Origin of the sequence: Anaeromyxobacter terrae (assembly GCF_022690685.1) — a bacterium.
Classification (GTDB): Bacteria; Myxococcota; Myxococcia; order Myxococcales; family Anaeromyxobacteraceae; genus Anaeromyxobacter; species Anaeromyxobacter terrae.
The window spans coordinates 1-13,145 of sequence record NZ_JALCYY010000098.1 but is presented as its reverse complement, the minus strand read 5'-3'; the positions used below and the strand labels follow the sequence as shown (position 1 = coordinate 13,145).

Here is a 13,145-nt window from a genome sequence, read left to right as displayed (position 1 = left end):
GGGGTTCGCCGGCAGGGCCGGCGACCACGACGGATGCATCGCGCACTTCGCGTCGTAGCAGTGGTGCAGATCCCAGAGGTGCCCGATGGCGTGAATCGCCTCGCGGGCGAGCCGGCGGCGCCACACCTCGATGGACGCCTCGGTGACGCCGCGCTCGGGCAGCTTGGAGGTGGTGATGACCGCGCGCTCGCCTCCGTACTGGGAGAACCCCCAGCAGGGCGGCTCGCCGAGCGGGCCCGGCGGGAGCGCGAGGGGCGCGGCCGTGATGTACAGCACCTTGTCGTCCGCGAACGTCCGCACCGGCGCGACGTCCTGCAGGAACTTCACCGCGTCGAGCCGGCCGTCGTCCATCTCGGCGTCGCGCGGCACCGGGCGATCCCCGGCGTGCTCCGTGCCGAGGCCGAAGGCCCGGTACAGCGTGGCCGTGAGGAACGCCATGTCGGCGGGATCGATCTTCTCGAGCGTGACGACGCGGATCACTTCTTCTTCCCTCCGCGCTTCGCCGCGGGCTTCGGGGCCACCTTCTTCGCCGCCGGCTTCTCGGCCTTCTTCGCAGGCGCGGCGACCTTCCGGGCGGCGGGCTTCTTCGCGGGCTTCTCGGGCTTCTCGGCCTTCGCCGGCTTCTCGACCTTCCTGCGCGGCTCCTTCGCCACGGCGTGCTTCGCCTCGCGCTTCTCCGCCTTCGGCGCGGGCATCTTCGGCGCGGCCGCCTTGCGCGCCTTCCTCGGCGCGGGCTCTTCCTCTTCCTCGGCCTCGGGCGCGACCTCGGCGCCTTCCTCGGCGGCGCCCTCTGCCGGCGCCTCGCCTTCGGCGCCCTCGCCCTCCGCCCCCTCGGCGCCCTCCGCGCCCTCGCCCTCGGCCGCCTCGCCTTCGGGGACGGCCGCGAGGGCCTCGCCGAGATCGAGGTCCCCGAGCCCGAGATCGGCGAGCCCGAGATCCCCGATACCCTCCTCCTCCTCGGCCGCCGCGGGGCGGCGGCGCTTGGGGCGCGACGGCAGGAGGACCGGGGTCGGCGGCGGCTTCAGGTCGAACTTCACGCCCGCCGGGGGCATGAGCGCGTAGTCGATGTAGTCCTCGGCGAGCGCGGGCGGGACGCCGAGCGAGACGGCGACCTCGTGCACGAGCAGGTGGCGCGCGTTGTCGTACTGCTCGCGCTCCTTGGCCGGCAGCGGCCGGATGCGCGAGAGCGAGTGGAGCCCCTTCACGACCTCGGCGACGCCGAGCACGCCTCCGGCGATGAGCCGGTCGGCGTTGTCGCGATGGCGGACCTTCCAGTCGAGCTCGGGATCCTCGAACTGCGCGGCGAGGAAGTGGAACACGCCCTCGATCTGCTCGCCGGTGGCGACGCGGCGGAGCCCGATGGAAGGTACCTTGTTCTTGGGGACGAGGACCGCGGCGCCGTCCTCCTCGCGCCGCATCCGCACGAGCTGGAGCTTCTGCCCGGCGATGTCCTTCTCCTCGACGCCCACGACCTCGCAGACGCCCTGGTTCGGGTAGACGACTCGGTTGCCGGGCTGGAGCTCGGCGGCGTCGGCGATCACGCCCTCGACGGCGGGGAGCTGCTCGCGCTGCTCGTCGGGGTGGCGGGGGGGCGGGCCTCTCACGGCTTCCCCTCCTACCATGCGACCCGGAGAGCGGCAATCGCCGCGCTTCGGGCATCCAACGTCGTGAATTCAGGGGTCGTGAGCATCGAACCTGCGTAGACGCGCCTCGAGCGGCGTCGCCTCGTGCAGTCCGATCTTAACGACGGCGCCCGGTGACGGCCGTCGGCCGAGCGCGCCGGGGTGGGGCTACCGCGCCGCCTTCTTGCGGCGTGCGCTCTCGAGGCCGAAGACGTCCGCGAGCCGGAAGGGCGGCTGCGCGGGGGTGGGATCCTGCACGCGGAGCGCGTGGTAGATGGACCAGGTCCGGCGGATGGCGGTGAGCGTGGTGAGGACCGCGAGCACCGCGAGGGCGACCGAGACGGCCGTCCGGCCGGCCCCGACGCCGAAGGCGAGGTCGAAGATCGGCGTCAGCGCGCACGGGATGCCGGTGAGCACGATCCGCTCCGGCCGCTGCATCCCGCCCACCTTGACGGTGGCGCCGGCGTTCACCGCCTCGCCGCGCGCCCGCGCGTACGAGACGACGGTCGAGGCCCCCGCGGCGACGAGCGCGGCGAAGAGCACCCACGAGTCGCGGTACGCGACCGCGAGGCCCCCGAAGAAGAACAGCTCTCCGACCCGATCGAGGGTCGAGTCGAGGAACGCGCCGGCGCGGCTCACCCGACCCGTCGCCCGCGCGACGCGCCCATCGATGAAGTCGAAGCTCGAGCCGAAGAGGAAGACCCAGCCGCCCAGCGAGAAGTGACCGAAGGCGATGAGCACCGCCGAGACCGCCACGACGAACGTCGCCGCGGTGGTGATGGCGTCTGGCGAGATCCGCAGCCGCAGGCAGAAGCGCTCGATCGGCGTCCAGAGCCAGATCCACCACTCCTGGAAGAGCTTCGCGAGGATCGTCCGCTCGCGGTTCTCGATGTACGCCTCGCGCTTGCGACCGAAGATCGCCGCCTTGATCGAGTAGTAGACGAGCGTCGAGAACAGGAACGCGACGAGCCCCAGCAGTGGAGCGAGGGCCTCTGCCGCAGAAGGTGTCACGGGCGACAATTTATCCACTGGAGGCAAACCTGCGTCGAGACCGCGAGGGGCGCGCAGTCTACCTCATTCCGGGTCGAGCTGGGCAGCGCGCATGCGCCGGGCCGCAAGGTCGATGTACGCCGGGTCGCGCTCGAGGCCGAGAAAGCGGCAACCCGCCTGGACCGCGGCGACACCGGTGGTGCCGGAGCCGGAGAACGGATCGAGGACGAGATCGCCGGAGGCCGCGCTCGACGCGAGCACGCGCTCGAGCAGCGCGAGCGGCTTCTGGGTGGGGTGGCGGCCGTGGACCTTCTCGCGCGGGCCGGGCGTCGGGACGCTCCAGACGACCTGCTCGCCCTCGGGCTGCGGGATCTGCCAGAGGTCGCGCATCTGCTTGCCGCCGTTCTCCGCCTTCATCGCCTTGTAGTTGAAGCGGTGGCCGAGCGGGCGCGTCTTCATCGGGCTCGCCCAGAGGAGGATCTCGGTCGAGTGGGTGAAGAAGCGGCAGGCGAGGTTCGGCGAGGCGTTCGGCTTGTACCAGGTGATGGTGTTGAGCAGGTGGTAGCCGATCTCCTGCATCGCGAAGCCGATCGAGAAGATCACGTGCTGCGTGCCCGACACCCAGAGCGTGCCGCTGGGCTTCAGGACGCGGCGCACGGCGGTGAGCCAGCGCGTCTGGAAGGCGTGGTCCTCGACGATGCCGCGCGAGGCGTCCCAGCCTCCCTTGTTCACGCTCGTCCGCCGCCCGCTCTGGCAGGTCGTCCCGCCATTCGAGAGCATGTAGGGCGGATCCGCGAACACGACGTCCACCGAGTGCGGCGGAAGCGCCTCGAGCGCCTCGATGCAGTCCCCCTGCACGAGCGCCCACCCCTTCCCCTGCTCTGCCGTGTTCGGCAGACCGTCCCACGCGTGAAGCGCCAGCCGTCGAGCCATATCGATGAATCGTAGGGCCGCCGATCGATATCGCCAGTTTTCGGCCACACCCAGGGTTGATCCGTCGCGGAGCGCGCGTCTCCGGGACCCTCACCGCTCCCCGCGGTACGTGATCCGCCAGATCGTCCCGTTCCCGTCCTCGCTGACGAGGAGCGCCCCGTCCCGCGCGACCGCCACGCCGACGGGCCGACCCCACACGCGCGCGTCGTCCACCACGAACCCGGTGAGGAAGTCCTCGTACTCGCCGGTCGGCACGCCGTCGCGGAGGGGCACCCGCACGACCTTGTAGCCGGTGCGCTCGCTCCGGTTCCAGGAGCCGTGGAGCGCGACGAAGGCGTCGCCCGTCCACGCCTCCGGAAAGCGCGCCGCCGCGCCCGGCCGGGCGTCGTAGAACGCGAGCCCGAGCGCCGCTGAGTGCGCCTGGAGCAGCACGTCCGGGATCGTCACCTTCTCGGCGAGGTCGGGGCGCGCGCCGCGATGGCGCGGGTCCTCGTGCGCGCCGAGGTAGAGCCACGGCCAGCCGTAGAACGCGCCCTCGCGGACGCGCGTCACGTAGTCGGGCACGAGGTCGTCGCCGAGCCCGTCGCGCTCGTTCACCGTGCACCAGAGGTCGCCGGTGCGCGGGTGGACCGCGAGGCCGACGCAGTTGCGCAGGCCGTTCGCGAACGGCCGCCGGCTCGTTCCGGCCTCGTCGAACGCGAGCACGTCCGCACGCCACGCCTCGTCGCCCCACGCGGCGCCGAGGCCGTGCTCCGCCTCCCACGCGCGGATCGCGTCCGGCGCCTTGCGCGGCAGGTCCTCCGCGACGTTCGACTCCGACCCCACGGAGACGAACATGCGCTTCCCGTCCGGCGAGAACGCGACGTCGCGCGTGGTGTGCCCGCCGGTCGTGTCGGCGAGGCGCGGCACGACCGTCTCCGGCTCGCCGCGCGCCTCGAGGTCGCCGCTCCGGTACGGGAACCGCACGACCGCGTTCTCGGTCGCGACGTAGAGCCAGCGCGGCTCGGGGCCGGGAGGGTGGAACGCCATGCCGAACGGGCCGTCGAGGCCCGTCGCGTAGACCTCGACGCGCTCCGGGCGCGCCGCGCCTTCCCGCGCGCGGAGCGCCCGCAGGCGCCCCGCGCCGGTCTCCGCGACGAAGACGTCGCCGTTCGGCGCGACGCGCAGGAGGCGCGGGTTCTCGAGCCCCTCCGCGAAGCGCTCCACGACGAAGCCGGGCGGCACCCGGAGGCGTGCGTCACGGGGCGCCCGGACGACCCGCGGCGACCGGCTCGCCGACGGCGTCGCGTTCGGCCGCGGCAGCCCGTCCACCGTGACGCGATGCCGGACGCCGGGTGCGTCGTCGCGCCAGCTGCCCCCCGCGGCCGCCGCCCGCGCCGGACGATCTGCGCGCTCCTCCGCCGGAGGGGTCCGCCCCGCGAGCGTCGCGAGATAGGCGACGAGATCGCGCCGGTCGCGCGGGTCGGGCGTCGCGAGCGACATCGTCGTCCCCGCGACGAGCTTGCCCGGCGCGGCGAGGTATCGGTCCAGGGCGCGCGCGCTCCAGGCGAGTCCGCGCGCCCCTTCGTCTCGGAGGGCGCGCGAGAAGCCGAAGCCGGGGTAGGAACCCGCGCGGCGCCCCACGACGCCCGCGAGGTCGGGCCCCCGGCCCCCGCCCTCGCCGTGGCAGAGCGCACAGCGCTCGCGGAAGATCCTCGCGCCGCGCTCCGCGTCTCCGGACGGGCGCGCGCCACGCGCCGTGAGCGGTGCGGCGAGGAGGACGGCGAGGAGCGGGACCGCGAGGCCTGGGCGCACGGGGCTCATGACGAGCGTACTAACGGGCGGGGCAGGGGCGGCCAGCTTCGGGCGGGCCGCGGCGCTCGGTCGGCGAACCCCAAGGGCGGCCCGCACGCCTGTCGAATCCGCGTCGCAGACGGATTAAGAAGGACCCCGCGTGAGTCCGCCCCTCGACGCCGCCTCCGTGAAGGACGCCGCCCGCCGCTGCGGCTTCGTCGCCTGCGGGATCGCGCGCGCCGAGCGGCTCGATCCCGGGCCGCTCGATCGTTTGCTCGCCATGGGCGGCGAGGCCGACATGGTCTGGCTCCGGACGCAGCGCGAGGAGCGGCTCGATCCGGCGCGGCTCCTGCCCGGCGCGCGCAGCGTCGTCGCGCTCGCGCTCGGCTACGACGGCGCGGGCGCGGAGCCGCCGGAGGGCGCGGGGGAGGTGGCCCGCTACGCGCGCGGCCGCGACTACCACGCCGTCATGAAGAAGAAGCTCAAGGCCCTCGTGGCGGAGCTGCGCGCGCGGGATCCCGAGGTACGCGCGTTCGCGGCGAGCGACCTCGCGCCGGTGATGGAGAAGGCCTGGGCGGAGCGGGCCGGGATCGGCTGGGTCGGCAAGAACGGCTGCCTCATCACCGAGAAGCACGGGAGCTGGGTGCTGCTCGCGACGGTGATCCTCGATCGCGAGCTCGCGCCGGACCCGCCGCACGCGGAGCGCTGCGGGAGCTGCGAGGCGTGCCTCCCGGCCTGCCCGACGGGCGCGATCCCCGAGCCCGCCCTCGTGGACGCGCGCCGCTGCATCTCCTTCTGGACCATCGAGCGGCGCGGCGCGATCCCCGACGATCTGGCCGGCCGGTTCGGGCGGTGGGTGTTCGGCTGCGACGCTTGCCAGACGGTCTGCCCGTGGAACCGCCACCCGCACCCGGCGGTGGACCCGGAGCTCGCGCCGCGGCCCGAGCAGGCCGCGCTCGCGATCGACGACCTCCTCGCGCTCACCGAGGACGACTACCGGCGTCGCTTCTACGGCACCTCGCTCGCCCGCGCCCGCTACGACGGCCTCGTGCGGAACGCGCTCCTCGCCGCTGGCCGGGCGGGCGACCCCCGCCGCCTCGACGCGGTCCGCGCCCGCCTCGCGAGCCCGCACGACGGCGTCCGCGCGGCGGCGCGGTGGGCGCTCGAGCAGCTCGCCGGGTGAGCGGGCGTGCGCCCGCGGCGGGGGTCGATTAAGGTCCGCCCCCGCTCGCTCCGACCCGGGGACGCCCTCTTGGTTCACCTCGTCATGTTCCTCCACTCGGCCATCTCGGCCGGGACCTACCTCGCCGCGAAGCGCGCGCTCGACGAGCTGCCGCCCTGGGAGGTCGCGCTCGCGCGCTTCACGTTCGCGGGCCTGCTCTTCGGCGCGATCCTCCTGCACCGCCGCGTCCGCATCGCGCGCAAGGACCTCCTCGGCCTCGCCGCGCTCGGCTTCGTCGCGGTCCCGATGAACCAGGGCTTCTTCCTCGCGGGGCTCGCGCTCTCGACGCCCGGGCACGCCGCGCTCCTGTACGCGCTCACGCCGATCTTCGTGTTCCTCATCGCGCGCCTGCGGCTCGGCGAGCGCGCGACCGCGCTCAAGCTCGCGGGCATCGCCGTCGCGTTCGCGGGAGTGCTGGTCGTGCTCGGCGCGCGCGGCTCGGTGGCGCTCGGCGGCTCCTCGCGGATGCTCCTGGGCGATCTCCTCATCCTGCTCGCCGTCGTCGCCTGGGCGATCGTCGCGGTGGGAGGCAAGGTCTACGCGGAGCGCTACGGCGCGACGGCGTCCACCTCCGCGGCCATCGTGATGGGGTCGCTCTTCTACCTGCCGGTCGGGCTCGCGCTGTCGGACGTCCACCGCTTCGCGCGGCTCACGCCCATCGGCTGGGCGAGCCTCGCGTATCTCGTCGTGATGACGAGCGTCGTCGCCTACCTGCTCTACTACTGGGCGCTCTCGCGGGCGCAGGCGAGCCGGGTCGCCGTCTGGTCGAACCTGCAGCCGGTGCTCACGGCGCTCCTCGCGTGGCTGGCGTACGGCGAGCGGCTCACCGGTCCGTTCCTCGCCGGCGGCGCGATGGTGCTCGCGGGCGTGCTCCTCGCCGAGCGCGGCTGACGCCCTCGCCCGGCACCAGGAGGGAACCCGAGACGCCCGCGTCACGTCGCGCGCGGGATGGGGTCCGATCCTGCAGGAGGAGGACGATCCATGACGCTCTCACCGTGGAGGCTCTCGGTCGCTGCGGTCCTGCTCGCCTCGGGGTTGGCGGCCGCGGCGCCGCCGCAGATCTCGCTGTCCCGCCCCGTGGAGCAGCGCCCGGGCTGTCTCGCGGACGAGATGCGCATCCCGCGGGAGATGGTGGGTTACCTTCCGGACCAGGCCACGCTCGAGTTCACCGTGTCGCACGACGGCAAGATCCTGGGCGTCACCTCGGACGTGAGCGTCGCCCGCGAGCCGCTCGAGACGCAGTTCCGCGGGGCGCTGTCGCGCTGCGCCTGGACCCCGGCCACGGACCTCGCCGGCGTGCCGGTCGCGCGCCGCGTGAGCGTGCCGATCCGGTTCGAGAGCCCCCCGGGAGGCGCGCTCGTCGCGAGCGTCGGGGCCTTCACGCCGGTGGCCGTCGCGTCGCGCTGAGGCCGACGCCGGTCGGATCGTGGTGAGCCCGTCGAGCCACGGGCGGGATCGGACTCGGGCTTGAGCGCCGTCTGCCGGAACGCTATTCGTTCCGGCGTGACGACGCTCTCCGAGAAGCTCCGCGCCGCCCGCGAGGCGTGCGCGGTCGGGCCGGTCGAGACGCGCGCGCTGCTGCGCGCGACCGGCAAGGACGCGAAGGACTACCTGCACCGGATGTCCACGCAGGACCTCAACCGGCTCCGGCCGGGCGAGTCCGCGTACGCGACGTTCCTCAACGCGAAGGGCCACCTCCTCGCGGAGGGACACGTGCTCGCCCAGGAGGACGGGCTCCTGCTCGACCTGGCACCGCAGGCCCTTCCGGACGCGCTCACGCACCTCGAGCGGCTCGTCATCATGGACGAGGTCGTGTTCGAGGACCTCTCGGCGGCGCTGCGCGTCGTGCCGGTGCTCGGGCCGGAGGCGGCGCGCCGGCTCGAGGGGCGCGCGCCCGGAGCGCCGCGGCTCGCGCACGCGCGGCGCGGCGCTCCGGGCGTGGACGTGATCCTCCCGCCGCAGGAGGCCGAGGCGCTGCGCGCCGAGCTCGTCGCGGAGGGCGCGGCGACGCTCGACGACGCCGACCTCGAGGCGCTCCGGATCCTCGGCGGCGTCCCGCGGTTCGGCGCGGACGTCGACGCCTCACGGCTGCCCATGGAGGCCGGCCTCACGCGCGCCGCGATCTCGTTCACGAAGGGCTGCTACATCGGCCAGGAGGTCGTGCTGCGCGCGACCGCCCGCGGCCACCTCCAGCGCGGCCTCGTGCAGCTCACGCTCCCCGCCGCCGCTGGCCCCGGAACGAAGCTCACCGCCGAGGGTCAGGAGGTCGGCGTCGTGACGAGCGCAGCCGAGACGCCCGAGGGCCGCCTGGGGCTCGGCTACCTGCGCCGGGCCCACTGGAGGTGCGGGGCGACCGTGGACGCCGGCGGAGAGCCGGCGACCGTCCGGAGGGTGCTCGTGGAGGAGCCGGAGCTGTAGCCCCGCTCACGCCTCCGCGACCGGGATCTCCGGTCCGGCGGGGCGGTCCTGGCGCGAGGGCAGGGAGTCGATGTCCTTGCGGACGGCCTCGATCTCCTGCTTCAGCTCCGCGCGGACGGAGCGGATCTCCGCGCGCACGTCCTCGAACGTGTAGCGGATCTCCTCCGGCGAGATGCCGAGGATGCGGCGGCGTAGGCCGCCGACGAGCGCGTCGAGGAGCTTCATCACGTCCCCTTCCGGAGCGGACACGCCGCGATCGCCGCGGTCGGGTCGACGGCGTCGCCGCCCTCCACGATCTCCTTCACCGTGCCGTCCTGCCCGATGACGAAGTTGGCGCGGTTCGCGACGCCGACGATCGCCATCGTGCCGGCGTACTGCTTCGCCACCTTGCCGCCCGCGTCCGAGAGGAGCGGGTAGGGGAGCTTCATCTCCGCCTTGAACCTTCGCTGCGTCTCGACGTCGTCCGTCGAGATGCCGACGACCTGGGCGCCCTTCGCGGCGACGTCCGCGTACCGGTCGCGGAAGTTCGCGTTCTGCTTCGTGCAACCGGGAGTGAAGGCCTTCGGGTAGAAGGCCAGGATCACCGGTCCCTTCTGGAGCAGCTTCGAGAGGGTGACCGGCACGCCGTCGGTGTCGGGCAGCGTGAAGTCGGGGGCTCTGTCGCCGACCTTCAGGGCGGCGGAGCCGAGGAGCATGGCGAGGAGGGGGATCTTCATTCGGGGCTCTCCGACGGCTTTCCTAGCGGTCCTCGGGCGGGCGGGCAATGCGCGCGCGGGGGCAGGCGCACCGGCGCGACGTTATGACCGCCGGGCGCCGAAGCTCCCTGGAGGGGACCCCATGCCCGGCAAGCTGATCCTGAGCGACGAGGAGTGGAAGAGGCGGCTCTCGCCCGAGCAGTACCAGGTGCTCCGGCACCACGGCACGGAGCGCCCGTTCACCGGCTGCTTCCTGGGCACGAAGGACCCCGGGACCTACGTCTGCGCCGCCTGCGGGAACCCGCTCTTCCGCTCGGGCGAGAAGTTCGAGTCCGGCACGGGCTGGCCGTCCTTCACGAGGCCGGTGTCGGAGGAGGCGCTCACCGAGATCGAGGATCGCTCGTACGGAATGGCGCGCACCGAGGTCCGCTGCGCGCGCTGCGAAGGGCACCTCGGCCACGTCTTCCCCGACGGCCCGCCGCCGACGGGCCTCCGCTACTGCATGAACTCCGCGGCGATGACGCACGTGCCGGAGGGCGAGGCGATCCGCCTCGTCGAGCGCTGACGCGACGGGGAAGTCGAGGCTTCACGAGCAGTCAGCGCGCCTGGCGGATGATCACAGCCCGGCGGACTTCCGGCTCGTCACCGCGGTGAACGTGGAGAGCCGCTTCTCGACGTCGGCCTTGCTGTGGCACTCCGGGCACTCGGCGACGCCCGCGTCGTGCTCCGACACGTGCATCACCTCGGTGAAGGGCTTCTGGCACTTGCGGCAGAAGAACTCGTAGACGGGCATCGCGCAGGACCTCCTCGCGCGATGATCCGCTCCCTGTCCGGGCGCGCCATGCCCTTCGCAGGGTGACGCGCGGGCGAGCCGGCGCGCGTCAGGCGCGCAGCTTCTCGTAGCGCGCCACCAGGACCGCGATGTCGTCGCGGTGCCAGAAGCCGACCTGGTCGGGCAGCTCGGGCAGCGTGCGCGCGGCGAATCCAGAGACGGAGGGGCCGAGCGCGGGCTCGCCGCCCGTCACCGCGCCCGCCACGACGAGCGCGAGGTGGCGCGCGTCGCCCACGGGCGCGGCGCGCGTGCCGACCACGACGGCGCCCTCGAGCTCGAGGCCGAGGTGCGCCTTGACGATGCGGCGCGCGGCGTCGCCGGGTTGCTCGTCCTCGCCCAGCAGGCCGGAGGGGAGCCACCAGCGGCCGAGCTGCGCCTGACCGTGATAGCCGCCGACGATCTCGGCGACGATCACGCGGCGCATCTCCAGGACGATCGGGACGACGTCGATGCGAACGATCACGCACCCAATGTAGCGCGGGGTGTGGGAGAAGGGGCGAGATCCCCGCGGGGACTCGACGCCGCTCGCCTGCCCCCACGGGCGCGTGGCACACGTGCGGGGACCGTGTAATCGTGTCGGCATGACCCCCAGGCGGCTCCTTGCCCTCGCGCTGCTCCTCGTCGTCGCGGCGTGCGGCTCGAGCCACGAGGAGCGCGCGTTCGATCGAGTCGCCACGGAGTGCAGGGGATTCGTCGCGTCCGGCGCGACCCTCCGCGACGCCGGTCAGTCGTTCGCCGTGGGAAGCTCCAACGGCCCCATCGTCCTGGGCCCCGTCTGCATCACGACGCTCGCGCCCATGGGCGGCAACGACACCTGCGCCGCCTCGAGCGCCGAGAACCCGCAGTGCCAGGTGTTCTACTACTGGTACCCCAATGACCCCGGCCTGTGCGGGCCACAGGGGTGCTGGCTCGTGTGCGAGGCGCGGGTGATGCGGCAGGACCCGGCCTGGGGCACCAACACGAGCGCGCTCGACGCCAAGATCTGCGCGAGCCGCTTCCTGCGCGGGCAGCCCACCCCCCCCTGAACCCACTGGAGGACGACATGAAGGCGATCGCGATCCGCGAGCACGGCGGTCCGGAGGTCGTGAACCTCATCGAGCTGCCCGACCCGACCCCCGGACCCGGCCAGGTGGTGGTGGCGGTGAAGGCGGCGGCGCTGAACCACCTCGACATCTGGGTTCGACAGGGCTGGCCGGGCCTCAAGCTCGCCTTCCCGCACGTGCTCGGGTCGGACGTGGCGGGCGTCGTGGAGGCCGTCGGGCCCGGCGTCGAGGGCGTGAAGGCCGGCGACGCGGTGGTGGTGAACCCCAGCCTCGGCTGCGGTCGCTGCGAGCGGTGCCTCTCCGGGAACGAGAACCTCTGCCGGCGCTTCTCGATCCTGGGCGAGCACGTGTCGGGCGGCATGGCCGAGAAGTTCGTCCTGCCCGCGCGGAACGTCCTCCCGAAGCCCGAGAACCTCTCGTTCGTCGAGGCCGCCGCGGTGCCGCTCACCTTCATGACCGCCTGGCACGCCCTCGTCGCGCGGGCGCAGGTGAAGCTCGGGGAGACGGTCCTCGTGCACGCCGCCGGCTCGGGCGTGGGCGTCGCGGCGGTGCAGATCGCGAAGCTCCACGGCGCGCGGGTCATCGCGACGGCCGGCTCCGACGAGAAGCTCCGGCGGGCGAAGGAGCTCGGCGCCGACGAGGTCGTGAATTACGAGACCCAGGACTTCGTCCAGGAGGTGAGGCGGCTCACCGACAAGCGCGGGGTCGAGGTGGTGTTCGAGCACGTGGGCAAGAAGACGTGGGAAAAGTCGATCCTCTCCGCCGGGATCGGGGGCAGGATCGTGACCGTGGGGGCGACGACCGGGTACGACCCGCTCACCGACCTCCGCCACGTGTTCTTCCGGCAGCTCTCCATCCTCGGCTCCACGATGGGGACCGCCGCCGAGCTCGTGCAGGTGCTGCGCCTCGTGGGAGAAGGGAAGCTCCGGCCCGTGGTGGACCGGACCCTGAAGCTCGCGGACGCGGTGAAGGGACAGGCGCTCCTCTCCGAGCGGGCGCAGTTCGGCAAGATCGTGCTCGAGCCGTGACGGGCCGGGCCAGGAGGGAACGGGACATGAGGCTTCGCCGCATCATCGCCATCGGCGCCTGCGCCGCCGCCGTCGGGCTCTCCGCCTGCGGCGAGAAGTGCCCGACGGAGACGCCGCGGGTCGACGCGTTGGCAGGCTGCACGGCCGCGCCCGGCTCGACCGTGACGGTGCCGCTCCGGCTCTGCCCGACCTGCAACCAGACCGCCGCGAGCTGCGACGTGGACATGTCGCAGGCGACGACGAGCGGCGTCATCCAGCTCGATCCGGTGGTCGAGGCCTGCGAGAGCGCGAACTCCTGCCCGCCGGGCTGCGACCTCAACGCGATCAACTGCACGTTCGCCGCGCCCTCGCAGCCCGGGACGTACCAGCTCCTCGTCTACAACCCGGCGACGAACACCACGATCCCGAACACGCTCGTCGTCGCGAGCGGCCCCACGAGCTGCGCCTTCTAACGGGGGGCTGCGCCCCCCGCCCCGTCGACGGCTGGCCGCCGTCGCCGGGGCCCCACCCCCGCTCGCCGGGTCCCGTGCGCCCCCGCGCGCGGCTTCGCCGCGAGCGCGGTGGCGCCCCGGCGGACTCGCTTCGCTCG

At 73.5% G+C, this 13,145-nt stretch carries 17 protein-coding genes; 8 read left to right on the top strand and 9 right to left on the bottom strand.

Going from position 1 to position 13,145, the window contains the following annotated elements; translation table 11 throughout:
- The 5 genes from MNY62_RS24330 to MNY62_RS24310 all read right to left on the bottom strand — a co-directional run.
- Window positions 1-480: hypothetical protein (locus MNY62_RS24330; protein WP_242346925.1), on the bottom strand; the 480-nt coding region annotated here is incomplete at its 3' end.
- Window positions 477-1,604 (bottom strand): CarD family transcriptional regulator, encoded by a 1,128-nt coding sequence (locus MNY62_RS24325; protein ID WP_242346924.1) that lies wholly within the window; start codon window positions 1,602-1,604, stop codon window positions 477-479. The genes MNY62_RS24330 and MNY62_RS24325, both read right to left, overlap by 4 nt.
- A gap of 186 nt (window positions 1,605-1,790) precedes the next feature.
- The gene (locus MNY62_RS24320; RefSeq protein WP_242346923.1) at window positions 1,791-2,633 is read right to left on the bottom strand and encodes a CDP-alcohol phosphatidyltransferase family protein; all 843 of its coding nucleotides are present in this window, start codon (window positions 2,631-2,633) and stop codon (window positions 1,791-1,793) included.
- 63 nt (window positions 2,634-2,696) lie between these two features.
- On the bottom strand, window positions 2,697-3,545 hold the full coding sequence (locus tag MNY62_RS24315) for a DNA-methyltransferase (RefSeq protein WP_242346922.1): 849 nt from the start codon (window positions 3,543-3,545) through the stop codon (window positions 2,697-2,699).
- A 90-nt stretch (window positions 3,546-3,635) separates the two neighbouring features.
- Entirely contained in the window at window positions 3,636-5,348 is a 1,713-nt protein-coding gene (locus MNY62_RS24310) for a PQQ-dependent sugar dehydrogenase (RefSeq protein ID WP_242346921.1), read from the bottom strand.
- 130 nt (window positions 5,349-5,478) lie between these two features.
- On the opposite strand from MNY62_RS24310, the gene queG reads away from it, so the two are divergent.
- From queG to ygfZ, 4 genes are all read left to right on the top strand, one after another.
- The gene (gene queG / locus MNY62_RS24305) at window positions 5,479-6,501 is read left to right on the top strand and encodes a tRNA epoxyqueuosine(34) reductase QueG (RefSeq protein ID WP_242346920.1); all 1,023 of its coding nucleotides are present in this window, start codon (window positions 5,479-5,481) and stop codon (window positions 6,499-6,501) included.
- Between the two features lie 69 nt (window positions 6,502-6,570).
- Window positions 6,571-7,431 (top strand): DMT family transporter, encoded by an 861-nt coding sequence (locus MNY62_RS24300; protein WP_242346919.1) that lies wholly within the window; start codon window positions 6,571-6,573, stop codon window positions 7,429-7,431.
- 90 nt (window positions 7,432-7,521) lie between these two features.
- Complete coding sequence (locus tag MNY62_RS24295) at window positions 7,522-7,947, top strand: energy transducer TonB (RefSeq protein WP_242346918.1); 426 nt, start codon at window positions 7,522-7,524, stop codon at window positions 7,945-7,947.
- Window positions 7,948-8,043: 96 nt separating this feature from the next.
- Window positions 8,044-8,958, top strand: coding sequence for a CAF17-like 4Fe-4S cluster assembly/insertion protein YgfZ (gene ygfZ / locus MNY62_RS24290; RefSeq protein WP_242346917.1), 915 nt, complete (start codon window positions 8,044-8,046; stop codon window positions 8,956-8,958).
- 6 nt (window positions 8,959-8,964) lie between these two features.
- Here the strand turns inward: ygfZ and MNY62_RS24285 are convergent, their stop codons facing one another.
- Both MNY62_RS24285 and MNY62_RS24280 read right to left on the bottom strand, forming a co-directional pair.
- Window positions 8,965-9,183, bottom strand: coding sequence for a hypothetical protein (locus MNY62_RS24285; RefSeq protein ID WP_242346916.1), 219 nt, complete (start codon window positions 9,181-9,183; stop codon window positions 8,965-8,967).
- Window positions 9,183-9,674 carry a peroxiredoxin gene (locus MNY62_RS24280; RefSeq protein WP_242346915.1) on the bottom strand — a complete coding sequence of 164 codons (492 nt, stop codon included), beginning with the start codon at window positions 9,672-9,674 and terminating at the stop codon, window positions 9,183-9,185. The genes MNY62_RS24285 and MNY62_RS24280 overlap by 1 nt, the downstream gene beginning before the upstream one ends.
- 121 nt (window positions 9,675-9,795) lie before the next feature.
- Here MNY62_RS24280 and msrB point away from each other — a divergent pair, with 121 nt between their 5' ends.
- Window positions 9,796-10,218 (top strand): peptide-methionine (R)-S-oxide reductase MsrB, encoded by a 423-nt coding sequence (gene msrB, locus MNY62_RS24275; protein ID WP_242346914.1) that lies wholly within the window; start codon window positions 9,796-9,798, stop codon window positions 10,216-10,218.
- Window positions 10,219-10,269: 51 nt separating this feature from the next.
- On the opposite strand, the gene MNY62_RS24270 is transcribed toward msrB, so the two are convergent.
- Complete coding sequence (locus MNY62_RS24270) at window positions 10,270-10,446, bottom strand: FmdB family zinc ribbon protein (RefSeq protein ID WP_242346913.1); 177 nt, start codon at window positions 10,444-10,446, stop codon at window positions 10,270-10,272.
- 88 nt (window positions 10,447-10,534) lie between these two features.
- Window positions 10,535-10,948 (bottom strand): NUDIX hydrolase, encoded by a 414-nt coding sequence (locus MNY62_RS24265; protein ID WP_242346912.1) that lies wholly within the window; start codon window positions 10,946-10,948, stop codon window positions 10,535-10,537.
- Between the two features lie 118 nt (window positions 10,949-11,066).
- Here MNY62_RS24265 and MNY62_RS24260 point away from each other — a divergent pair, with 118 nt between their 5' ends.
- From MNY62_RS24260 to MNY62_RS24250, 3 genes are read left to right on the top strand one after another with little or no spacing between them, the layout of a single operon-like run.
- Entirely contained in the window at window positions 11,067-11,510 is a 444-nt protein-coding gene (locus MNY62_RS24260) for a hypothetical protein (RefSeq protein WP_242346911.1), read from the top strand.
- A gap of 17 nt (window positions 11,511-11,527) precedes the next feature.
- Window positions 11,528-12,556: a zinc-binding dehydrogenase gene (locus tag MNY62_RS24255; protein WP_242346910.1), complete on the top strand. Its 1,029-nt coding sequence runs from the start codon at window positions 11,528-11,530 to the stop codon at window positions 12,554-12,556.
- Between the two features lie 26 nt (window positions 12,557-12,582).
- On the top strand, window positions 12,583-13,008 hold the full coding sequence (locus tag MNY62_RS24250) for a hypothetical protein (protein ID WP_242346909.1): 426 nt from the start codon (window positions 12,583-12,585) through the stop codon (window positions 13,006-13,008).
- The last annotated feature ends 137 nt before the right edge of the window (window positions 13,009-13,145 follow it).